This window comes from Actinomycetospora atypica (assembly GCF_042653685.1).
GTDB classification, from domain to species: Bacteria; Actinomycetota; Actinomycetes; order Mycobacteriales; family Pseudonocardiaceae; genus Actinomycetospora; species Actinomycetospora atypica.
Window position 1 is genome coordinate 248,431 of the sequence record NZ_JBHSIV010000003.1, and the last position, 20,378, is coordinate 268,808.

Below are 20,378 nucleotides of genomic sequence, written 5' to 3' on the forward strand. Positions count from 1 at the left end.
TCCTGCCCGTGGAGACCCTCGACGCCCGCGCGCTCAACCGGGCGGCGCTCGCCCGGCAGCTCCTGCTCGAGCGGTCGGACACTGGCGTGCTCGACGCGGTCGCGCACCTCGGCGGGCTGCAGGCCCAGGAGCCGCAGGAGCCGTTCGTCGGGCTGTGGTCGCGGCTGCGCGGGTTCGAGCCGGCAACGCTCGACACGCTGCTCCTCGAGCGGCGGGTGGTCCGCACGCACCTCATGCGCCGCACCGTGCACCTGGTGACGGCGGCCGACGCGCTCGCCTGGCGGGAGCGGCACGAGGCGATGCTCTGCCAGCGGATGCTCGGGGTGTACCGCGGCGACCTCGCGGGGGTCGACCTCGACGAGCTCGCCGCGGCGGGCCGGGAGGTGATCGCCGCCGGCGGGGAGCCGACGATGGCCGAGGTCGGGAAGGCGCTGGTGTCGCGCTGGCCCGACCGGGGCCCGCGCCCGCTCGGCGAGGCGGCCGTCGCGGCGCTCGTCCCGGTGGTGCAGGTGCCGCCGCGGGGGCTGTGGCGCACGGCCGGGGGAGCGCGGTACGCCCTGCTGGAGACGTGGCTGGGGCGGGCGCCCGCGGCATCGTCGGGAACGGGGGCGGGACCCGATCCGGTGGGGCAGGACCTGGTCCGGCGCTACCTCGCGGCCTTCGGGCCGGCCGCCTCGGCCGACCTGCGGGCGTGGTGCGGCCTCGCGGGCCTGCCGGACGCGGTGGCGGCGGTGCGCGGCGAGCTCGTGTCGTTCCGCGACGAGCGCGGACGGGAGCTGCTCGACCTCCCCGACGCGCCCCGGCCCGATCCCGACGTGCCCGCCCCCGTGCGCTTCCTGCCCGCCTTCGACAACGCGGTCCTCGGGTACGACGACCGTCGGCGGATCATCGACGATGCCCACCGCGGGCTCTCGGTGGCGGGCACGCGGTTCGTGCTCGTCGACGGGCGGGTGGCGGGCACCTGGACCGAGCAGCAGGGGGCGGTCACCGTGACGCCGCTGCGGCGGTTCTCCCGCGACGACCGGGCGGCCGTCGCCGAGGAGGGCCGGGCCCTCTCAGGGTTCCTCACCGACGACGACGGCGGCCGGCCGCGGGTGCGGGTCGGGGCGTCCCCCCGCTGAGGGTCACTCGCCGCGGCGCATCCGCCACGCGTCGGTGACGAGCTCGGTGAGCCGCTCGAGGTCGACCGCGGCCAGCCGCACCATGACCAGTGGGGCGTGCTCGTAGGCGGGGGTGGAGAAGAAGAGATCGGGCTCGCCGAGCAGGAGCGCCTGGCGCTCGGCCTCGTCGCCGACGTAGAGCACGGCGACGTCGGTGCGCAGGACCCGGCGGCCGCCGGACCGCTCGGGGTAGGACCAGACGAACCCGTGGCCCAGCACGCGGAAGTCGAAGCCGTCGCTCGGGTTCTCGATGACGTCCTCGAGCCCGAGGGCGATGCGGCGGACGTCGTCGGCGTCGGTCACGGCGGGGTGGTGCCGTACATGATCGCCCGCGTGTTCTCCTCGGTGTAGTAGGCCTCCATCTCCGCCAGGGTCATGTCGTCGGTGGTGCGGGCGGCCATCTGCGCGATGCTCGGCAGGTCGTCGTCGGGCCAGCGTTCGGGGCGCCAGAGGTCGGAGCGCAGGAACGCCTTCGCGCAGTGGGTGAAGACCTCCTCCACGGTGACCTCGAGGACGAGGCCCGGCACGTGCCCGCGGTGGCTCATCGCCTCCGCGTAGGCGGGTTCGGCGACGATGCGGGCGGTCCCGTTGACGCGCAGGGTGTCCGGGCGCCGCGGCACCAGGAAGATGAGCCCGACGTGCGGGTTCTCGAGGATGTTGAGGAACCCGTCGACGCGGCGGTTGCCGGGACGGTCGGGAACGGCGAGCGTGTGGTCGTCGAGCACGAGGACCGACCCCGCCGGGTCGCCCTTGGGGGAGACGTCGACGCGGCCGTCGGCGCCCGCGGTCGCGATCATCTGGAACGGGCTGCGGGCGATGAAGGCCCGGTCGGTGTCGTCGAGCCGGTCCCGCTGCTTGACGACGGCCCGGCGCACGGGCTCGCCGACGACGGCGCGGAGCTGCTCGACGCTGGTGATCTGCTCGGTCACGCGGTCCACGGTAGGGCGGCGGGCAAGGGTCACGCGAGCGCCTGCTCGAGGGCGCGGGCGGCCGCGAGCAGGTCGTTCGCCCACCGGGAGCCGGGCCTGCGCCCGATCCGGTCGACCGGCCCGGAGACCGACACCGCGGCGACCACCGTGCCGTCGGGCCCCCGCACCGGGGCCGACACGCTGGCCACCCCGACCTCGCGCTCCGCGACGCTCTGCGCCCAGCCGCGCCGCCGGACCTCGGCGAGCAGGTCGGGGTCGAAGACGTCCTCGGGCGCGCGGTCCTCGACCAACGGGCCGGTGGCGAAGGCCGCGAGCACCTTGGCCCCCGAGCCGGCGGTGAGCGGCAGGCGCACCCCCACCGGCACGGTGTCGCGCAGCCCGGAGGCGGGCTCGGCCGCGGCCACGCAGATGCGGGAGTCGCCCTCGCGGCGGTAGAGCTGCACGCTCTCGCCGGTCAGGTCCCGCAGGGTGGGCAGGACCTCCTCGGCGGCGGTGAGCAGCGGGTCGTGGTGCCCGTGGGCCATCTCGGCGAGGGCCGGGCCGGGCCGCCACCGCCCGTCAGGGTCGCGCTCGAGCAGCCGGTGGACCTCGAGGCCCACGGCGAGGCGGTGGGCGGTGGCCCGCGGCAGCCCGGTGCGGTCCACGAGCTCGCCCAGCCCGCAGGGGGCGACCGCCGCCGCGCGCAGGACACCCACCGCCTTGTCGAGCACGCCGATTCCGCTATTCTGTCCCACAGAGCGACATCGTAGTCCCACATCGTGGGACGACACCACCACGCAGGCAGGGACTGATGGGACGCACACTCGCGGAGAAGGTCTGGGAGCAGCACGTGGTCCGGGCGGGCGGGGAGGCCCCGGGCGGCAGCAAGGAGCCCGACCTCCTCTACATCGACCTCCACCTCGTGCACGAGGTGACCAGCCCGCAGGCCTTCGACGGGCTCCGGCTTGCTGGCCGCCCGGTGCGCCGCCCCGACCTCACGGTGGCCACCGAGGACCACAACGTCCCGACGATCGGGATCGACCTCCCGATCGCCGACGAGACCTCGGCGACCCAGGTGGCGACGCTGCGGCGCAACGTCGAGGAGTTCGGCGTCCGCCTCTACCCGATGGGCGACCGCAACCAGGGCATCGTCCACATGATCGGCCCGGAGCTGGGGCTCACGCAGCCCGGCACCACCGTGGTCTGCGGCGACTCGCACACCTCCACCCACGGCGCGTTCGGGGCGCTCGCGTTCGGCATCGGGACCTCCGAGGTCGAGCACGTGCTCGCCACCCAGACGCTGCCGCTGCGGCCCTTCAAGACCATGGCGATCGAGATCTCCGGCGACCTGCGCCCGGGCGTGACGGCCAAGGACGTGATCCTCAAGGTCATCTCGCAGATCGGCACCGGCGGCGGCGCGGGCTACGTGCTCGAGTACCGCGGCGAGGCCGTGCGGAACATGTCGATGGAAGCGCGCATGACGATGTGCAACATGTCCATCGAGGCCGGCGGTCGCGCCGGGATGGTGGCGCCCGACGAGACCACGTACGCCTACCTGAAGGGGCGCCCGCACGCCCCGCAGGGCGACGAGTGGGACGCCGCGCTCGAGGCGTGGCGCGAGCTGCGCACCGACGACGACGCCGAGTTCGACGCCGTGGTGCACATCGACGCGGCCGCGCTGACGCCCTTCGTCACCTGGGGCACCAACCCGGGCCAGGGCCTTCCGCTGAGCGAGTCGGTGCCCGACCCCGCCGAGATGGACGACGACGACGCGGCCGCCACGCGCAAGGCGCTGAAGTACATGGGCCTCGAGCCCGGGACGAAGCTCCGCGACGTCGCGGTCGACGTGGTGTTCCTCGGCTCGTGCACCAACGCCCGCATCGAGGACCTCCGCGCCGCCGCCGACGTCCTGCAGGGCCACCACGTCGCCGACGGCGTGCAGATGCTCGTCGTGCCCGGCTCGATGAAGGTCAAGGCGCAGGCCGAGGAGGAGGGCCTCGACGCCGTGTTCACCGGGGCGGGGGCCGAGTGGCGTTCCGCCGGGTGCTCGATGTGCCTCGGCATGAACCCCGACCAGCTCTCCCCGTACCAGCGCTGCGCCTCGACGTCGAACCGCAACTTCGAGGGCCGCCAGGGCCGGAACGGGCGCACCCACCTGGTGTCGCCGCTGGTCGCCGCGGCCACGGCCGTGCGCGGCACGCTGTCCTCGCCCGAGGACCTCTCGCCCACCACCCTGACGATGGCCTGAGGAGGACCGCGACCATGGAGAAGTTCTCCACGCACACCGGCATCGGGACCCCGCTGCGGGTCTCCGACGTCGACACCGACCAGATCATCCCGGCGGTGTACCTCAAGCGGGTCACCCGCACCGGCTTCGAGGACGGGCTGTTCGCCTCCTGGCGCTCCGACCCGTCGTTCGTGCTCAACACCGCGCCCTACGACCGCGGATCGGTGCTCGTCGCGGGCACCGACTTCGGCACCGGCTCGTCCCGGGAGCACGCCGTCTGGGCGCTCCTGGACTACGGCTTCCGCGCGGTGATCTCCCCGCGCTTCGGTGAGATCTTCAAGGGCAACGCGTCGAAGGCCGGGCTGCTCGCGGCCACCGTCGAGCACTCCGACGTCGAGCTGCTCTGGAAGAAGATCGAGTCGCGGCCCGGCATGGAGCTCACCGTCGACCTGCAGTCGAAGACGGTGGTGGCCGAGGACCTGACGGTGCCGTTCACCGTCGACGAGTACACCCGCTGGCGCCTGCTCGAGGGACTCGACGACATCGGGCTGACGCTGCGCCACGAGGAGGACATCACCGCCTACGAGGCGCGGCGGCCCTCCCACAAGCCGACGGTGGGGTGACTTCGTCCTGAGAGCAGTAATCCGTGTCCAGGCACGGATCACTGCTCACAGGTGTTCACCAGGGGATCGGGCCGGCGTCGTCGAAGAAGCCGCCGGTCGGGCCGTCGTCGGGAATGGTCGCCAGCTGCACCGCGACGGCAGCGCCCTGGGCCGGGGTCCGGTGGCCCTGGTGGCCGTTGAGGTCGGTCGCGACGTAGCCGGGGCACGCCAGGTTGATCTTGATGTTCGTGCCCTCCAGCTCGCGGACGTACTGGAGGGTCACGGCGTTGAGGTAGGTCTTCGAGGGGGAGTAGCCGACCGCGATCGGCCCCGCCTGCCCGGCCTGCTGCCGGGTCAGCGACCCGACGGTCGAGGACATCACGACGACGCGGGGTGAGGCCGAGCGACGCAGCAGCGGCAGCATCGCGTTCGTCGTCCGGATGACGCCGAAGACGTTCGTCTCGAGGACCGTCCGCAGGATGTCGAGGTCGATCGTGGTCGGGTCCTGCGGCGCCCCACCGGTGATGCCGGCGTTGTTGACCAGCACGTCGAGCCGGTCGAGCTGCGCGGCGGCCGCGGCGACGCTCGCGTCGTCGGAGACGTCGAGCGGCACCCCGAAGGCGTCGACGCCGTCCGCCTGCAGCTTCGCGACGGCCTCGTCGCGCCGGGCGTCGTCGCGGGCGCCCACCCCAATGCGCCAGCCCAGGGCGCCCAGCCCCGCCGCGATCTCGTAGCCGATGCCCTTGTTCGCCCCGGTGACCAGGGCCGTGGTCTTCTCGCCGTCCATGACCCGATCGTCCGCCCGGCCGCGGATCCTCGTCCAAGACCGTCTCGGTGCGTATCGATACCGCAGGGGTATCAATGACGGGGTGGAGACACGGGAGCTGCGGTACTTCGTCGCGGTCGCGGAGGAGCGGCACTTCGGGCGGGCGGCGGACCGGCTGGGGATCGCCCAGCCGCCGCTGTCGCGCGCGATCCAGCAGCTCGAGCGGCGCGTGGGTGCCCGGCTGCTGGTGCGGACCACCCGGGAGGTCTCGCTGACGGAGGCGGGCGCCGTCCTGCTGGCCGAGGGTCGGGCCGCGCTCGACGCGGTCGACGCCGCGGAGCGCCGCACCCGTCGGGCCGCGGGGGAGGGGCCGGGCCTGGTGCTCGTCTCGAAGGCGGGGGCCTCGGAGGAGCTGCTGGCCAAGCTGCTCGACGCCTACGCCGCGGAACCGGGGGCGCTGCCCGTCGACGTGGAACTCTGCGGCCCGGGCGAGCAGGAGCGGCGGCTGCGCGACGGGCGGGCCGACGTGGCGCTGCTGCACCGGCCGTTCGACTCCACCGCCGGGTTCGACACCGAGGAGCTGGCCTCCGAGCGCCAGGTCGCGGTCCTGCCCGCCGGGCACCCGCTCGCGAACCGGTCGTCGGTGTCCACGGCCGACGTCTCCGCGCTGCCGGATCTGCCGACGCCGCGGTGGCCGCGCAGCGACGGCACCTACACCGACGGTCCGGGGCCGCAGGTCCGCGACGCCGCGCAGCTGCGCCAGCTCGTCGGGCTCGGCCGGGTGGCGGCGATCGTGCCCGAGTCGGCGGTCACGCCCCGGCACGAGGGTCTCGCGACCGTGCCCGTCCGGGACGCGCCGGTGGTGACGACCGTGCTGGCGTGGCCGCCGCACAGCCGCTCGTCAGCCCTCGCCGACCTCGTGAGGTGCGCTACGCGCACGTGAGCAGTAATCCGTGTTCAGACACGGATTACTGCTCACAGGCCTACGGCACCTGCACGACCTTCGCCTCGCTCGGGACGCCCTTGTCGTCGACCAGGAACAGCATGTACGGCCCCGGCGGCACGAACGTCGCCTCCCGCGGCACGGTCACCGACACCCCGTCGGGCGTCTTCTGCATCGGCAGGGCCACCTCGCGCATGTCCGAGGTGGTGACGTGCGTGGCCGTCGCGGTCCGCATGAGGCGGGCCTTCGCGATGCGCGAGCCGTCGGGGGTGGGGATGTCGACGGTCTGCCCGCGGGGCATCGCGGCCGGCGCCGAGGTGATCGTCGGGCGCGGGGCCCCGGTCTCCAGGTACGGCGGGGTGAAGATCTCGAGCCGCTGCTCGAAGGTGCCGGGGACCGTGTTCTTCTCGTCGTCGAACAGGGGGTCCGAGCCCGCCACCAGCACGCGGCCGTCGGGGAGCAGGAGCGCCTCGGTGTGGTAGTCGCGGCCGATGCGCGGGTCGGCCATGGGCCGCAGCTCGTTCGACGCCGGGTCGAGGGTGTAGGCGAGGTGGTTGTTCGTCGCCCCCTTGCCGCGGTAGTCGAGCGACCCGTTGGTGATCAGCGTGGTGTCGTCGGGCAGGTTCACCAGGTTCGGGTACCGGGTGGGCTGCGCGAGGTTCGGGCCCGGGGTGAAGTGCGGCGCCGGGTCCTTGAGGTCGAGGAAGTCGATGCGCGACGACGAGATGGGGCTCTCGCCGACGCCGCCGCCACCGACCACGGCCAGGCGCTGGTCCTGCACGGGGCCGATCCACGACGAGCCGGCGGTCTCCATCAGCTCCGGTTCACGCAGCCCGGGGATCGGGGTGTAGGCGCCGGTGTCGAGGTCCCAGAACCCGGGGACGCGGCCCTGGTCGGCGGGGCCGTACCCGGCGTTCGCGCCGGTGTAGACGATCTGGCGCGGCGTCGCGGTCTCGAAGAGGGCCGGGTACGTGGGGAAGTACTGCTTGAGGACCTCGCGGCGGTCGATCCAGGTGTTCGTCCGCGGGTTGAACTCCTCGGAGAGCCCGTTGAGGACCTGCCCGACGCCGTCCAGGCCGGCCACGGTGAGCACGTTGCCGTCGGAGAGCGGGGTGAGCGTCGGGTACCAGCGCGGCTGGTTCATGTTCGGCAGCTCGGTCCAGACCTCGGTGCCCGGGTCGAACGAGTAGGCCTTGTTGGTGCCCTGGTAGTCCTGCTTGTCCAGGGTCATCGGCTCGCCGAGGCCGTAGACGTTCTTCGCGTCGACGGCGGACAGACCGGAGACGGTGTACTTGTCCCGGTTGCCGTTGACCGCCTGCGGGCCCGGGGCCTCCGACTCGACGAAGACCTTCTCCTCGGAGGCGGTGACCTGGGTCCGGGCGCCTGCGCCCTTCTTCGCGGCCGGCGGGAGCGTCACGTCGTAGGCCGACTTGTACTTCTGCCCGGTCGGGGCGACGAACTCGGTGCCGGCGGGCATGAAGCGCGGACCGTTGGGGTTCTCGTTCTTCACGCGCATCGCGCCGGCGGCGTTGGTGACCGCGCCGTCGAGCTTCTCGTAGCGCTGCGTCCCGCCCGCGAAGAGCACGCGGCCGTCGGGGAGCACGGTCTGGCCGCCGCAGAACATGTCGTCGGGCACGGGGATCATCCGCGACTGCCCGGTGGCGGGGTCGTAGACCAGGCTCTTGAGGGCCTTCGTCGCGAACATGTCCTCCTTGTTGCCGGAGCCGGCGATGAGGAGGACCTTGCCGTTGTTCAGCAGGACCGCGTGGATCGCGTTCACCCGCTGGTCGGCCGGGATCTCGATGGTGTCCCAGTGGCCGTACTGCGCCTTGTACTCGGCGCTGTTGATCAGCTGCTCGTGGCGCCACTCCCGGACGTAGGAGAACGCCGGGGGCACGTTGACGCCGAGGAGCACCGCCGCGGCCACGACGATCAGGGCGATCTGTCGGTACCGACGTGTCGCGCGCAAGCCCACTCTCCACGGGTTCGGGGTCCGGCTCGGCGCCTGGGAACGGGGGAGCGCAGGCAATGCCGATCCGGCGGACGGCCGTGCGTCACGCTAACCGAACCCGATCTCGGGCCCGACGCGGGGTCACGGAACGGTCACACCGCCGGGTCGCGCACGTAGTCGGCGGCCACGAGGCGCCCCTCGTGGAAGGAGAGGACCCAGATGCTGCCCTTGCGCGCCGGGGGCTCGGCGAGCCGCCGGTTGGAGTGCACGTCGGGCCGCGGGCCGTCGTCGGCGGCGAGGTCGCGCACGAGGGTGGGGATGCCGTAGCCCTGGGCGCACACCGCGGTGACCCCGTGCTCGGGCGCGGCGAGGGCCAGCAGGTGCTCGAGGGCGCCCGCCGGGTCGGCCGCGACGGCCTCGTCGGACAGGGTGTCGTCGCGGGTGATCCCGACGCCGAGGCGGTGCGAGCCGGGCTCCAGGGTCTGCAGGCAGCGGGTCTTGCCGACCGCGCGCAGCCGGGTCACCCCGTGCGCGCCCAGCAGGTCGGCGATCCGGCGCGCCTGCTCCCGGCCCTCGTCGTCGAGGGGGCGCTCGTCGTCGGGCCCGGGGTGCCCGCCCCGCCGCCCGGCCTTCGCGTGGCGGACGAGCAGCATCGTCGTGAGGGGGCGGGGGGTGCCGGCGAACGCGTCGAGGACGCCGCGGTCGGTGTCGTAGGTCAGCAGCGACCCCGCGGCGGCGGGCGCGAGCCAGCGGAGCTCGTCGGTCTCGCCGTTGGGGACGAAGGTGCCCCGCCCGGCGCGCGCGTCCCAGTAGTCGACGACCTTGCGGTCCTCGCCGATCGGATAGCGCACCGTCTGCAGGTGACGCCCGAGGGTCGCGGCGTAGCCGGTCTCCTCGGCGATCTCGCGCACGGCGGTGCGGGCCCGCGACTCGCCCTCGTCGACCTTGCCCTTGGGCAGGCTCCAGTCGCCGTGGTGGGGGCGGTGCACGACGGCGACCTCCACCCCGCCGCCCCGGGCGGCCGGACGCCACAGCACCGCACCGGCGGCGTGCACCGACCGCGGGACGTCCTCGTCGGGACCGTCCTGCTCGTCGACGGCCTCGAGTGGGGTCGCGGGTGACGTCACGGCTTGCCCTCGCGGCGCAGCAGCAGCTGGGCCTGGTGGTCGCACACCTTCATCCCGTCGGTCCCCTCCCCGGCCGCCACCGGCCACGGTGTCCACGACCCGTCGGCGTCGAGGCTCCAGCACCGGGTGGTCGGGGCCGTCGCCGAGTCGAGGATCTGGTCGAGCTGGGCGACCAGCCGCGGGTCGGTGACCGGTGTCAGCGCCTCGACCCGGCGGTCGAGGTTGCGGTGCATGATGTCGGCGCTGCCGATCCAGTGCTCGCCCGCCCCCACGAAGTGGAAGATCCGCGAGTGCTCGAGGAAGCGTCCGAGGATCGAGCGCACCCGGATGTTCTCGGAGAGCCCGGGCACCCCGGCCCGCAGGGCACAGATGCCGCGCACGACGAGGTCGATCGGCACCCCGGCCATCGAGGCGCGGTAGAGGGCGTCGATGACCTGCTCGTCGACCAGCCCGTTGACCTTGATGCGGATGCCGCAGCTCTTGCCCTTGACCGCGCGCTTGCGCTCGGTGTCGATCCGCTCGATCAGGCCCCGGCGCACGCCGTAGGGGGCGACCAGCAGCTTGCGGTACTTGCGGCGCCGGGCGTAGCCGGTGAGCACGTTGAACAGGTCGGTGAGGTCGGCGCCGATCGTCTCGTCGGCGGTGAACACGCCGATGTCCTCGTAGAGCCGGGCGGTCTTGGGGTTGTAGTTGCCGGTGCCCAGGTGGCAGTAGCGCTTGATCGCCGAGCCCTCCTGGCGGACCACCAGCGTGGCCTTGGCGTGGGTCTTGAGCCCGACGAGCCCGTAGACCACGTGCACCCCGGCCCGCTCCAGCGCGCGGGCCCAGGTGATGTTCGCGCGCTCGTCGAACCGGGCCTTGATCTCGACGACCGCCACGACCTGCTTGCCGGCCTCGGCCGCGTCGATCAGGGCCTCGACGATCGGGGAGTCGCCCGAGGTCCGGTAGAGCGTCTGCTTGATGGCGAGGACCTTCGGGTCGCTCGCGGCCTGCTCGATGAAGCGGTGGACGCTCGTCGAGAAGGAGTCGTAGGGGTGCTGGACCATCACGTCGCCCTCGCGCAGCGTGGCGAAGACGCTCTTGGGGGTCTCGCCCTCGGAGAACGCCGGGTGGGTGGCCGGGACGAACACCGGGTCCTTGAGCTCCGGGCGGCTCAGCGCGAGCAGCTCCATCAGGCACGACAGGTCGAGCAGCCCGGGCACCTGGACGACGTCGTGCGGGTCGACGTCGAGCTCGCGCAGGAGCAGCTCGAGCATGTGCTCGCTCATCGAGTCGGTGATCTCGAGGCGGACCGGCGGCCCGAAGCGGCGTCGTGCGAGCTCCCGCTCGAGGGCCTGGAGCAGGTCCTCGTCGCGGTCCTCCTCGACGTCGAGGTCGGCGTTGCGGGTCACGCGGAACACGTGGTGCTCGGCGACCTCCATGCCCTCGAAGAGGTGGTCGAGGTGCTCGGCGATGAGGTCCTCGATCGGCAGGAACCAGCAGCGCTGGTCGAGCCGGGCCTCCTCGTCGGGGTCGGCGCCCGGCTCCGGGCCCACCCGCACCAGGCGCGGCACGTTGTTCGGCACCTTGACCCGGGCGAAGTGCTCGGTGCCGGTCTGCGGGTCGCGCACCGCGACGGCGAGGTTGAGCGACTGGTTGGAGATGTAGGGGAAGGGGTGCGCCGGGTCGACGGCGAGCGGGGTGAGCACCGGGAAGACCTGCGCCTCGAACCACGCGGACAGCCGGCCCCGGGCGTCCTCGCTGACCCGGTCCCAGCCGATGAGGTGGACCCCGGCGCCCTCGAGCGCGGGCCCGACGTCGGTCATCCAGATCTTGGCGTGCTTCTCGGCGAGCTCCTGGTTGCGCGTCGCGATGCGGGCGAGCTGCTCACGCGGGGTCAGGCCGTCGGCGCTGCGCACCGAGAGCCCGGTCTCCTCGCGGCGCTTCAGCCCGGCGACCCGGACCATGTAGAACTCGTCGAGGTTCGAGGCGAAGATCGCCAGGAACTTGGCGCGCTCGAGCAGCGGCTGGCTCGTGTCCTCGGCGAGGGCGAGCACGCGGGCGTTGAACTCGAGCCACGACAGCTCGCGGTTGTCGTAGCGGTCGTCGGGGAGATCGGCCCGCTCGTCGTCGGCGGCGGGCGTCGCGGCGGCCGGCGCCCCCGGCATGCGCCCGCGCGAGTCGCTCGTGCGGCCCGTCGTCGCCGGGGCGGGCGGTGGCGGACCGACCTCCGGGACCGCCTCGGTGTCCTCGGGAACCGTGGTCTCCGCCGTGTCGCTCACCCGTCCCATTCTGACGGGCGGGAGCCCACCCGGCGAGCACGGCGTGACGCCGCCCGCACCGGCCGCCCACTGACCGGGCCTCAGCGCGACCCGGCCGCCACCGCGGGCACGGCGGGCCACGCGAGCGTGGCCGGTCCGACCCCGAGGGCCCGGACCTCGGCGAGATCGGCGGGGGTGTCGACGTCGTGGCGCAGCCCCGGCCAGTCGCCGTCGAGGGCCACCGCGCCCGCCGCCCGGTGCGCCGCCGCCGATCCCGGGCCGAACCGCGGGGTGAAGTCGCGGCGCAGGACGAGCAGGGCGGTCCCGGTGCCGGTGTGGTCGGCGACGAAGGCCGCGGGGGCGTCCCGCAGCGCCCGGCCGGCGGCGCGCAGGGCGTCGTCGAGCGCGGCGGGGCGCAGCGCCGGCAGGTCGGCCAGCAGGGCGGCCACCGGCGCGTCGCCGGCCAGCGCGTCGATCCCCGCCCGGATCGCGGCGTTGAGGCCGCGCCCGGGGTCGGCCACCGGCAGCGGCCGGGCCGTGGTGCCGTCGGGGGCCAGCCCGGCCACCCGCGGGTCGGGCGTGACCACGGCCACCCGCGCCACCCCGGAGGCGAGCACCGCGGCGAGCGTGTCCGCGGCGAGGGCGAGCGCGAGGCGCGCGTGCAGCACCGCGGGGTCGTCGGGATCGGCGGCCGCGGCGCTCGCCGGCGCCAGGCGCGTCTTCGCGAGGCGGAGCTCCTTGACCGGGACGACGAGATCGCTCACGCGCACGGTGGGTCCGCCTGCCATGCCCCCATCCTGCTCCCGACCCGGGCGGCCGTGCGTGGCGCGGGCGGACGGGCGGGGTCGTCTGGACGGAGATCACCGGCCACGGAACACTGGGGCGCACCGTCCCCACCGCAGGGGACCGGCGGAGGGAGGCGACCGGCGTGGCGATCGCACGCGGGACCGGCGAGCGACCCGTCGGGGTGCGGGGGCGGCGACGCGAACCGGGCGGGCCGTGGGTGTTCCTCGCCGCGGCGACCTTCTACCCGCTGACCCTGCTGCTCGCCCGCCGCCGCATGGAGGGGCTCGAGCAGGTGCCCGCGCGGGGCGCGGCGCTCGTGGTGGCCAACCACGTGTCCTACCTCGACCCCGTCTACACGGCGGTCTTCGTGCACCGGGCGCGCCGCGTGCCCCGGTTCCTCGCGAAGGACTCGCTCTGGAAGGTGCCCGTCTTCGGCCGGGTCCTGGCCGGCAGCAAGCAGATCCCGGTGGCGCGCGGCTCGCGCGACGCGGGGGCGAGCCTGGCCGCCGCCGAGCGCTCGCTCGACGACGGCGGCGTCGTCGTGATCTACCCGGAGGGCACGATCACCCGCGACGCGGCGGGCTGGCCGATGGAGGCGCGGTCGGGCGCCGCCCGGCTCGCCCTGCTGCACGACGTGCCGGTGATCCCGACGGTGCACTGGGGCACGCTCTCGGTCTACGACCACTACAACAAGCGGTTCCGCCCCTCGCGGCGCAAGGAGGTCGTCCTGCGGGCCGGCCCGCCGGTGGAGCTGGACGACCTGCGGGCCCGGGTCGGCGACGGGCCGCCGGGCGCCCGCCTGATGCGGGAGACCACCGAGCGGCTGATGGACGCCGTGACCGCCCTGCTCGAGGACGTCCGCGGCGAGGTGCGGCCGTGACCCGGTACGCGGTGCTCGGCGCCGGCTCGTGGGGGACCACCTTCGCGAAGGTGCTGGCCGACGCGGGCACCGACGTCACGCTGTGGGCGCGCCGCCAGGAGGTGGCCGACACGATCAGCGCGCAGCACGTCAACCCCGAGTACCTGCCCGACGTCAAGCTCCCCGCCGGGCTGCGCGCCACCCACGACGCCGAGGCCGCCCTCGACGGCGCGTCCACCGTGGTGCTGGCGATCCCGGCGCAGAAGCTGCGCGAGCACCTGGAGGAGTGGCGCGACCACCTGCCGGCCGGGTCGACCGTGGTGAGCCTCGCCAAGGGCGTGGAGATGGGCACCCTCAAGCGGATGAGCGAGGTGATCGCCGACGCGGGCGGGGTGGGGAGCGACCGCATCGCCGTGGTCAGCGGCCCGAACCTCGCCGGGGAGATCGCCGCCGAGCAGCCGACGGCCACCGTCGTCGCCTGCTCCGACCACGCCCGCGCGGTCGCCGTGCAGCACGAGTGCTCCACCGGGTACTTCAAGCCCTACACCAACGTCGACGTCATCGGCTGCGAGCTCGGCGGGGCCTGCAAGAACGTGATCGCGCTCGCCTGCGGGATGGCGTCGGGGCAGGGCTACGGCGACAACACGACGGCCTCGTTGATCACCCGCGGGCTCGCGGAGATCTCCCGGCTCACCGTGGCGCTCGGCGGGCAGGCGATGACCCTCGCGGGGCTCGCCGGGATGGGCGACCTCGTCGCCACCTGCTCCTCGCCGCTCTCGCGCAACCGGCGGTTCGGGGCGTCGCTGGGCGCGGGCCTGTCGGTCGCCGAGGCCGAGGAGGCGAACCACGGGCAGGTCGCCGAGGGCGTGAAGTCGTGCGAGGCGATCGGCGAGCTGGCCGCCCGGCACGGGGTCGACACCCCGATCGTGGACGCGGTGCGCCGCGTGTGCGCCGGGACGGCCTCGGCGCGCGACGTGGGCGACGAGCTCATCAACCGGGAGCGGAAGCCGGAGTGAACTCCGCCCCCTGACCGTGTGCGTTTCGTGTCTGGCCGGGCGAGGAACACCCGGTACGTGGATGTGCTGATGCGGATGGGTCCGGCTCCGCGGACCGGGAGCGGGCCGGTGCTCGCCCTGTCGCGGACCGTGCCGGCGACCAGCGCCGAGGCCTCCGTGCTCCGCCGCTCCTTCCGCGCCTGGATCGACGGGCTGGCCGATGCCGACACCGCCGACGACCTGACGCTCGCCGTCTACGAGGCCCTCGCCAACGTGGTCGACCACGCCTACGTGAGCGCCCCGGAGGCCGGCGAGATGCGGCTCTGGGCCGCTGTCTCCCCGCCGCTGTCCGGGGGGCGCGACCTCGTCGTCACCGTGACCGACGACGGCGCCTGGCGCCCGTCGACCGGGTCGGGCTGGCGCGGTCGCGGGCTCCCGCTGATGCGGACCATCACGTGCGCGACCGTGCACTCCAACGCCGCCGGCACCACGGTGCAGATGCGGCGGCGGGTCGCGCCGTAGGGCCGGGGGAGTGTCAGCGATGGCACGTCGCTGACGCCCGACGTCAGTCCGGCGCCACGCTCGATCGCAGCGCGGTGGCAGCGATGGCACATCGCTGACGCCCGACGTCAGGGACGCGCCACGCTCCATCGCGCCACGTGCTCCGGCACCGGCACGTCCGCCGGCAGCGCCGGGCACGGCTCCGGTGTGCCCAGGACGGTGCGCACCGGGATCACACCGGCCCAGCGGTGGTCGCCCTGTTCCACCAGCTCCGGGTCGCCGGGCGGGCCCTGCCGGACCTTGACGCTCGCCTCCGCGAGGTCGAGGGCGAGGACCGCGGTGGCGGCCGCCTCGCGCCGGTCGGGACGGCGGGCGTGGTCCCACTGCCCCGGGGTCAGGTGTTCGACGACCGCCTCGAGGGCCCGCTCGTGCTCGTCGGGGTCGGTGACCCGCCGGGCCCGGCCGCGGACCACGGCGCTGCGGTAGTTCGCGGAGTGGGAGAACACGCTGCGGGCGAGGACGAGCCCGTCGAGCAGCGTCACCGTCAGGCACACCTCGCGGTCGCGCGCGAGGCTCGCGGCGCCGCTCGAGCCGTGCACGTAGACGACGTCGCCGACCCGGGCATGCATCGTCGGGAGCACCAGGGGCGCGCCGTCGTCGTCGACGAGCCCGAGGTGGCAGAGAAGGGCCTCGTCGAGGACCGCGTGGAGCACGCGCACGTCGTCGGCCTGCCGGTCGCGCTTGCGCCGCAGCTGGGTCCTCGGGGTGGGGGAGAGCGTCACCCGACGATCGTCCGACGCCCGGTGGCATGCTGCGAGGGCCAATCCGCCGTCGATCGGGAAGGCCACTCGTGCTCGTCACCCTCGACCGGGGCGCGCCGGACCCGCTCGCGGTGCAGCTCGCCGACGGGCTGCGGGCCGCGGCCCTCGACGGTCGGCTGCGCGTGGGCGACCGGGTGCCGGCGACCCGGGTGCTGGCCCGCGAGCTCGGGGTCAGCCGCACGGTGACCGCGGCGGCCTACGACCAGCTCGTCGCCGAGGGCTGGCTGGGCGCGCGGCACGGGGCGGGGACGTTCGTGCTGGCGTCGCCCCCGGCCGCGGCTCCGGATGCCAGCGATGGCACATCGCTGACACCCAACGTCAGCGATGTGCCATCGCTGACCGACCTCCGCCCCGGCGCCCCCTGCCTCGAGGTGCTCGACACCGCGTCGTGGCGCCGCGCCTGGCGCCACGCGGGCGACCTGACCCCCGCGGCCCGCCCCGAGCACGCCGGGATCCCCGCCTTCCGGGAGGCCGTCGCCGAGCACCTGCTGCGCCACCGCGGCCTCGTCGGCGCCGACGTCCTCGCGACCGCCGGCACCACCACCGGGTTCGCCGAGATCGTGGCCGTCCTGACCCGCCGGCTCGGGCGCCCGCTGCGGGCCGGGGTCGAGGACCCGGGCTACCGCCGGGCGGTCGGCGTGCTCCGGGCGGCCGGCGCCACGGTGACCGCCCTCGCGGTGGACGCCGACGGCCTCGTCGTCGGGAATCTCCCGCCGGGTCTCGACCTCGTCTACGTGACCCCCGCGCACCAGTACCCCCTCGGCGGGCGGCTGCCGGTCGGGCGCCGCGCCGCGCTGGTGGAGCGGGCCCGGCGGGAGGGGTTCCTCGTGGTCGAGGACGACTACGACGGCGAGCTGCGCTACGACGTCGCCCCGCTGCCGGTGCTCGCGGCGCTCGCGCCCGACGTCGTCGTGCACCTGGGCACCGCCGGGAAGATCGCGACGCCGACGCTCGGGGTGGGCTGGGCGGTGGCGCCACCCGAGCTGTCCGCCGCGGTCCTGACGATGCGCCGGGCCACCGGGATCCGCCCGGCGCCGGCGGGTCAGCACGTGCTCGCCGCGTGGGCCCGCGACGGCGGCCTGGGCCGGCACCTCGCGCGCCTGCGCCGGGAGCTGGGGGTGCGCCGCGCGCTGGTGGTCGACGTGGTGACGGCGGCCGGTCACACGATCCTCGGCGACCGGGCGGGGGCGCACCTGGTGGTGCCGCTGGCGTCCGCGGCCGACGAGCAGGCGGTGGTCGACGCCGCGGCCGGGGCGGGGCTGCTGCTCGACGGGCTGGCCGACCACCACCTCGGCGACCCCGTGCGGCACGGGGTGCTCCTCGCCTGGGCCGCCCCGACCCGGGTCGCGCTGGCGGACGCCCTGGTCCGCCTCGGCGGCGTGCTCGGCGGGGTCGCCCCGTAGGCTCCGGCCGCATGGGGCGACCGACACTGCTGGTCCTGTTCGGTGGGCGGTCGGGGGAGCACGCCGTCTCCTGCGTCTCGGCGGGCGGCATCCTCGACAACCTCGACCGCGACCGGTTCGACGTCGTCGCGGTGGGGATCACCCGCGACGGGGTCTGGCTCGCGGTCGGCGACGACACCGCCCCCTGGCGCCTGCGCGGCCGCGAGATGCCGGAGGTGACCGCCGACTCGGGCACCCCGGTCGCCCTGCTGCCCGACCCCACCCGCCGCGAGCTCATCAGCCTCGCCGACGGCCGCCGCGGCGAGACCGTCGCGACGATCGACGCGGTGTTCCCGGTGCTCCACGGCCCGGCCGGCGAGGACGGCGAGGTCCAGGGCCTGCTCGAGACCGCCGGGATCCCCTACGTCGGGGCCGGGGTCTGCGCGAGCGCCACGTCGATGGACAAGGTCGTCACCAAGCGGATCCTGCGCGACGCGGGCCTGCTCGTCGGGGACGCCGTCGACCTCGACCGGTCGGCCGCCGACCTGTCGCCGGCCCAGCGCGACCGCCTCGGGCTGCCCGTGTTCGTCAAGCCCTGCCGCGCCGGCTCGTCGGTGGGGATCTCGCGGGTCACGGCGTGGGAGGACGTCCCGGCCGCCGTCGCGTTCGCCCGGGAGAGCGACCCCAAGGTGATCGTCGAGGCCGCCGTCGTCGGCCGCGAGATCGAGTGCGGGGTGCTGCAGTTCCCCGACGGCCGCGTCGAGGCGAGCGTCCCCGCCGAGATCCGGCTCACCGGCGCCTCGGACTGGTACGACTTCGACACCAAGTACCTCGACGACGCCTGCGAGCTCGACGTCCCGGCGAAGCTCGACGACGCCCTCGCGGAGTCGGTCCGCGAGCAGGCGGTCCGGGTGTTCCGGACGATGGACTGCTCCGGTCTCGCCCGCGTCGACTTCTTCGTGACCGACGACGGCCGGGTGCTGGTCAACGAGCTGAACACCATGCCGGGGTTCACCGCGACCTCGCTCTACCCGCGGGTGTGGGCCACCACGGGCGTCGACTACCCGACCCTGCTCACCACGCTCGTCGACACCGCCCTCGCCCAGGGCGTCGGGGTGCGCTGATCAGCGGGTGGGGATCGGGGCCGGGGTCGTGTCCCGGCTGACCAGGGTGATCTTGATCCCGCGCGACACGTCCTGGATCGCCCCGGAGCCGACGCCGTCGGGCAGCGTCAGCCCGACGAACACGGCGCGGTCGGCCGTCACCCACGTCGTCGCGCCGGCCCCGGGGATGCGCAGCCAGTCGACGCCGTCGACGTCGAGCAGCGGGGCGGTGGGGCCGAGCTCGGCCGGGGCGGGCAGGCCGCAGCGCAGCACCACGGGCTGGTCCTCGAAACGCCCGGAGGCCTGCTTCTCCCCGCCCCAGGCGACGGTCCCCGCGGGGACGGGGTCGGCGAGCACCCGGCGCGGGAGCAGGCCGTCGCCGGTGTTGATCTCCTGCGGCAGCCCGGAGAGCAGGCGGGCGCAGTCGGCCGACGCCGCCGCCGGCACCGGGATCGCGGCCAGCGCGAGCGGCCCGGTGTCGGGGTCGGGGTCGGTCTGCCGCCCGAGGATCTGGGCCGCCACGAGCACCCCGATCACCAGCAGCACCGGCAGGGCCAGCGCGATCCCGAGGACGATGCGGGGGCCGCGGCGCTCGAGCTCCGGTGCTCGGGAGGGCGTCACCTCAGGCGGACGCGGGGGCGCCGACCACCGGGCACGTCAGCGTGCGCGTGATCCCCGGTACCTTCTGGACGGCCCGGACGGTGTCGCCGAGGGCGTCCGTCGCCACTTGCACGATCACGTCGTACGGCCCCGTCACGTCCTCCGCACGGCTGACTCCGGCGATCCCGGCCACGTCCGACGCGACCGCGGAGGCGCGGCCCACCTCGGTCTGGATCAGGATGTAGGCCTGGGCCACGGACGGGCCTCCTCGGGGAGCGGGTGCACCCGCTCGGAGGAGCGGCTGCGGACGGGGTGTGACAGGACGGGTCGGAACGTACCGCAGGGAGCAGACGGGTGAGCGGGACGGGAGACGCGGCGAAGCGGAGCTCGACCCGGGGGGCCGTGCGGAGCGACACCGGCGGATCCGGCCCCTCCGGTCGACAGGGTACGGAGCGGGTCTCCGACGTCGGGGAGTTCGGGGTCATCGACCGCATCACCGCGGGCAGGCCGCAGCCGGAGGGCACCCTCGTGGGCCCCGGGGACGACGCCGCCGTGCTCGCCGCCCCCGACGGCCGGGTGGTCGCGACCGTCGACACCCTGGTCCAGGGCGTGCACTTCCGCCTCGACTGGTCGGCGCCCGAGCAGGTCGGGCGCAAGGCCGTGGCCGCGAACCTCGCCGACGTCGCCGCCATGGGCGCGGTGCCCACCGGGCTCCTGCTCTCGCTCGCCTGCCCGGCCTCCACCCCGACGGCCGTCGTCGACGGGCTCGCCTCCGGGATCTGGGACGCGGCCGCGGAGGCCGGGGTCGGCGTGGTGGGCGGCGACACGGTCTCGGCCGACCAGATCGTGGTGACCATCACGGCCCTGGGCGACCTCGAGGGGCGCGCCCCGGTGCTGCGCTCGGGCGCGAAGGTGGGCGACGTCGTCGCGGTCCGCGGGGTGCTCGGCTGGTCGGCCGCCGGCATGGAGGTGCTGCGCCGCGGCTTCCGCTCGCCGCTCGCGATGGTCGCCGCGCACCGCACGCCGCGGCCCCCGGTGCGCGAGGGCCCGGTGGCGGCGCGGGCGGGCGCCACCGCCATGGTCGACACCTCCGACGGCCTGCTCGCCGACCTCGGGCACATCGCCGCGGCCTCGCGGGTGGGCATCGACGTCCGCTCGGCGCTCGTCCCCGTGGCGGACAAGCTGCGCGACGTCGCCTCGGCCCTCGGTGCCGACGCCCTGCGCTGGGCCCTCACCGGCGGCGAGGACCACTCCCTCGTCGCCTGCTTTCCCGACGAGGCCGCGGTGCCGGAGGGGTGGACCGTGTTCGGCGACGTCCGCCTGGGCGCCGGGGTGCGCGTGGACGCCGACCGGTGGGGCGGCGCCGGCGACCCCGGCTGGCGGCACTGGAGGTGAACACAGGTGAGC

At 74.9% G+C, this 20,378-nt stretch carries 21 protein-coding genes; 10 read left to right on the forward strand and 11 right to left on the reverse strand.

Annotated features, from left to right (window positions below):
• Window positions 1-8: 8 nt before the first annotated feature.
• Window positions 9-1,121, forward strand: a complete 1,113-nt coding sequence (locus ACFPBZ_RS04410; protein ID WP_378034783.1) for a winged helix DNA-binding domain-containing protein — start codon at window positions 9-11, stop codon at window positions 1,119-1,121.
• Between the two features lie 3 nt (window positions 1,122-1,124).
• On the opposite strand, the gene ACFPBZ_RS04415 is transcribed toward ACFPBZ_RS04410, so the two are convergent.
• The 3 genes from ACFPBZ_RS04415 to ACFPBZ_RS04425 are packed head-to-tail and all read right to left on the reverse strand — an operon-like array spanning window position 1,125 to window position 2,823.
• Complete coding sequence (locus ACFPBZ_RS04415; RefSeq protein WP_378034784.1) at window positions 1,125-1,463, reverse strand: MmcQ/YjbR family DNA-binding protein; 339 nt, start codon at window positions 1,461-1,463, stop codon at window positions 1,125-1,127.
• Complete coding sequence (locus tag ACFPBZ_RS04420; protein ID WP_378034785.1) at window positions 1,460-2,089, reverse strand: pyridoxamine 5'-phosphate oxidase family protein; 630 nt, start codon at window positions 2,087-2,089, stop codon at window positions 1,460-1,462. Before ACFPBZ_RS04420 ends, ACFPBZ_RS04415 begins: the two co-directional genes overlap by 4 nt.
• Window positions 2,090-2,118: 29 nt before the next feature.
• Window positions 2,119-2,823 carry an IclR family transcriptional regulator gene (locus ACFPBZ_RS04425; protein ID WP_378034786.1) on the reverse strand — a complete coding sequence of 235 codons (705 nt, stop codon included), beginning with the start codon at window positions 2,821-2,823 and terminating at the stop codon, window positions 2,119-2,121.
• 56 nt (window positions 2,824-2,879) lie between these two features.
• Between ACFPBZ_RS04425 and leuC the strand changes: the two genes are divergently transcribed.
• Entirely contained in the window at window positions 2,880-4,316 is a 1,437-nt protein-coding gene (gene leuC / locus ACFPBZ_RS04430; protein ID WP_378034787.1) for a 3-isopropylmalate dehydratase large subunit, read from the forward strand.
• A 14-nt stretch (window positions 4,317-4,330) separates the two neighbouring features.
• Window positions 4,331-4,918: a 3-isopropylmalate dehydratase small subunit gene (leuD, locus tag ACFPBZ_RS04435; RefSeq protein ID WP_378034788.1), complete on the forward strand. Its 588-nt coding sequence runs from the start codon at window positions 4,331-4,333 to the stop codon at window positions 4,916-4,918.
• Window positions 4,919-4,973: 55 nt separating this feature from the next.
• Here the strand turns inward: leuD and ACFPBZ_RS04440 are convergent, their stop codons facing one another.
• On the reverse strand, window positions 4,974-5,684 hold the full coding sequence (locus tag ACFPBZ_RS04440) for an SDR family NAD(P)-dependent oxidoreductase (protein WP_378034789.1): 711 nt from the start codon (window positions 5,682-5,684) through the stop codon (window positions 4,974-4,976).
• A gap of 82 nt (window positions 5,685-5,766) precedes the next feature.
• On the opposite strand from ACFPBZ_RS04440, the gene ACFPBZ_RS04445 reads away from it, so the two are divergent.
• Window positions 5,767-6,606 (forward strand): LysR family transcriptional regulator, encoded by an 840-nt coding sequence (locus ACFPBZ_RS04445; RefSeq protein ID WP_378034790.1) that lies wholly within the window; start codon window positions 5,767-5,769, stop codon window positions 6,604-6,606.
• A gap of 40 nt (window positions 6,607-6,646) precedes the next feature.
• Here ACFPBZ_RS04445 and glxA read toward each other — a convergent pair whose 3' ends face one another.
• From glxA to cofC, 4 genes are all read right to left on the reverse strand, one after another.
• Entirely contained in the window at window positions 6,647-8,575 is a 1,929-nt protein-coding gene (gene glxA / locus ACFPBZ_RS04450) for a radical copper oxidase GlxA (RefSeq protein WP_378034791.1), read from the reverse strand.
• A 134-nt stretch (window positions 8,576-8,709) separates the two neighbouring features.
• Window positions 8,710-9,684 carry an NUDIX hydrolase gene (locus ACFPBZ_RS04455; RefSeq protein ID WP_378034792.1) on the reverse strand — a complete coding sequence of 325 codons (975 nt, stop codon included), beginning with the start codon at window positions 9,682-9,684 and terminating at the stop codon, window positions 8,710-8,712.
• Entirely contained in the window at window positions 9,681-11,954 is a 2,274-nt protein-coding gene (locus ACFPBZ_RS04460) for an RNA degradosome polyphosphate kinase (RefSeq protein WP_378034793.1), read from the reverse strand. The genes ACFPBZ_RS04455 and ACFPBZ_RS04460 overlap by 4 nt, the downstream gene beginning before the upstream one ends.
• A gap of 71 nt (window positions 11,955-12,025) precedes the next feature.
• Entirely contained in the window at window positions 12,026-12,712 is a 687-nt protein-coding gene (cofC, locus tag ACFPBZ_RS04465) for a 2-phospho-L-lactate guanylyltransferase (protein WP_378034794.1), read from the reverse strand.
• A 140-nt stretch (window positions 12,713-12,852) separates the two neighbouring features.
• On the opposite strand from cofC, the gene ACFPBZ_RS04470 reads away from it, so the two are divergent.
• The 3 genes from ACFPBZ_RS04470 to ACFPBZ_RS04480 all read left to right on the forward strand — a co-directional run bounded on the left by ACFPBZ_RS04470 (window position 12,853) and on the right by ACFPBZ_RS04480 (window position 15,086).
• Window positions 12,853-13,590 (forward strand): lysophospholipid acyltransferase family protein, encoded by a 738-nt coding sequence (locus ACFPBZ_RS04470; RefSeq protein WP_378034795.1) that lies wholly within the window; start codon window positions 12,853-12,855, stop codon window positions 13,588-13,590.
• Complete coding sequence (locus ACFPBZ_RS04475) at window positions 13,587-14,585, forward strand: NAD(P)H-dependent glycerol-3-phosphate dehydrogenase (RefSeq protein WP_378034796.1); 999 nt, start codon at window positions 13,587-13,589, stop codon at window positions 14,583-14,585. Before ACFPBZ_RS04470 ends, ACFPBZ_RS04475 begins: the two co-directional genes overlap by 4 nt.
• Before the next feature lie 75 nt (window positions 14,586-14,660).
• Window positions 14,661-15,086, forward strand: coding sequence for an ATP-binding protein (locus tag ACFPBZ_RS04480; RefSeq protein WP_378034797.1), 426 nt, complete (start codon window positions 14,661-14,663; stop codon window positions 15,084-15,086).
• Window positions 15,087-15,193: 107 nt separating this feature from the next.
• Here ACFPBZ_RS04480 and ACFPBZ_RS04485 read toward each other — a convergent pair whose 3' ends face one another.
• Window positions 15,194-15,847: a pyridoxamine 5'-phosphate oxidase family protein gene (locus ACFPBZ_RS04485; protein WP_378034798.1), complete on the reverse strand. Its 654-nt coding sequence runs from the start codon at window positions 15,845-15,847 to the stop codon at window positions 15,194-15,196.
• Between the two features lie 68 nt (window positions 15,848-15,915).
• On the opposite strand from ACFPBZ_RS04485, the gene ACFPBZ_RS04490 reads away from it, so the two are divergent.
• A complete protein-coding gene (locus ACFPBZ_RS04490; RefSeq protein WP_378034799.1) occupies window positions 15,916-17,289 on the forward strand; it encodes an aminotransferase-like domain-containing protein in 1,374 nt (457 codons plus the stop codon).
• Window positions 17,290-17,300: 11 nt separating this feature from the next.
• Entirely contained in the window at window positions 17,301-18,392 is a 1,092-nt protein-coding gene (locus ACFPBZ_RS04495) for a D-alanine--D-alanine ligase family protein (RefSeq protein ID WP_378034800.1), read from the forward strand.
• Here the strand turns inward: ACFPBZ_RS04495 and ACFPBZ_RS04500 are convergent, their stop codons facing one another.
• On the reverse strand, window positions 18,393-18,992 hold the full coding sequence (locus ACFPBZ_RS04500) for a DUF3515 domain-containing protein (protein ID WP_378034801.1): 600 nt from the start codon (window positions 18,990-18,992) through the stop codon (window positions 18,393-18,395).
• A 1-nt stretch (window position 18,993) separates the two neighbouring features.
• Window positions 18,994-19,227, reverse strand: coding sequence for an Lrp/AsnC ligand binding domain-containing protein (locus tag ACFPBZ_RS04505; protein WP_378034802.1), 234 nt, complete (start codon window positions 19,225-19,227; stop codon window positions 18,994-18,996).
• 146 nt (window positions 19,228-19,373) lie between these two features.
• Here ACFPBZ_RS04505 and ACFPBZ_RS04510 point away from each other — a divergent pair, with 146 nt between their 5' ends.
• Entirely contained in the window at window positions 19,374-20,366 is a 993-nt protein-coding gene (locus ACFPBZ_RS04510) for a thiamine-phosphate kinase (protein ID WP_378034840.1), read from the forward strand.
• Window positions 20,367-20,378 lie beyond the last annotated feature (12 nt).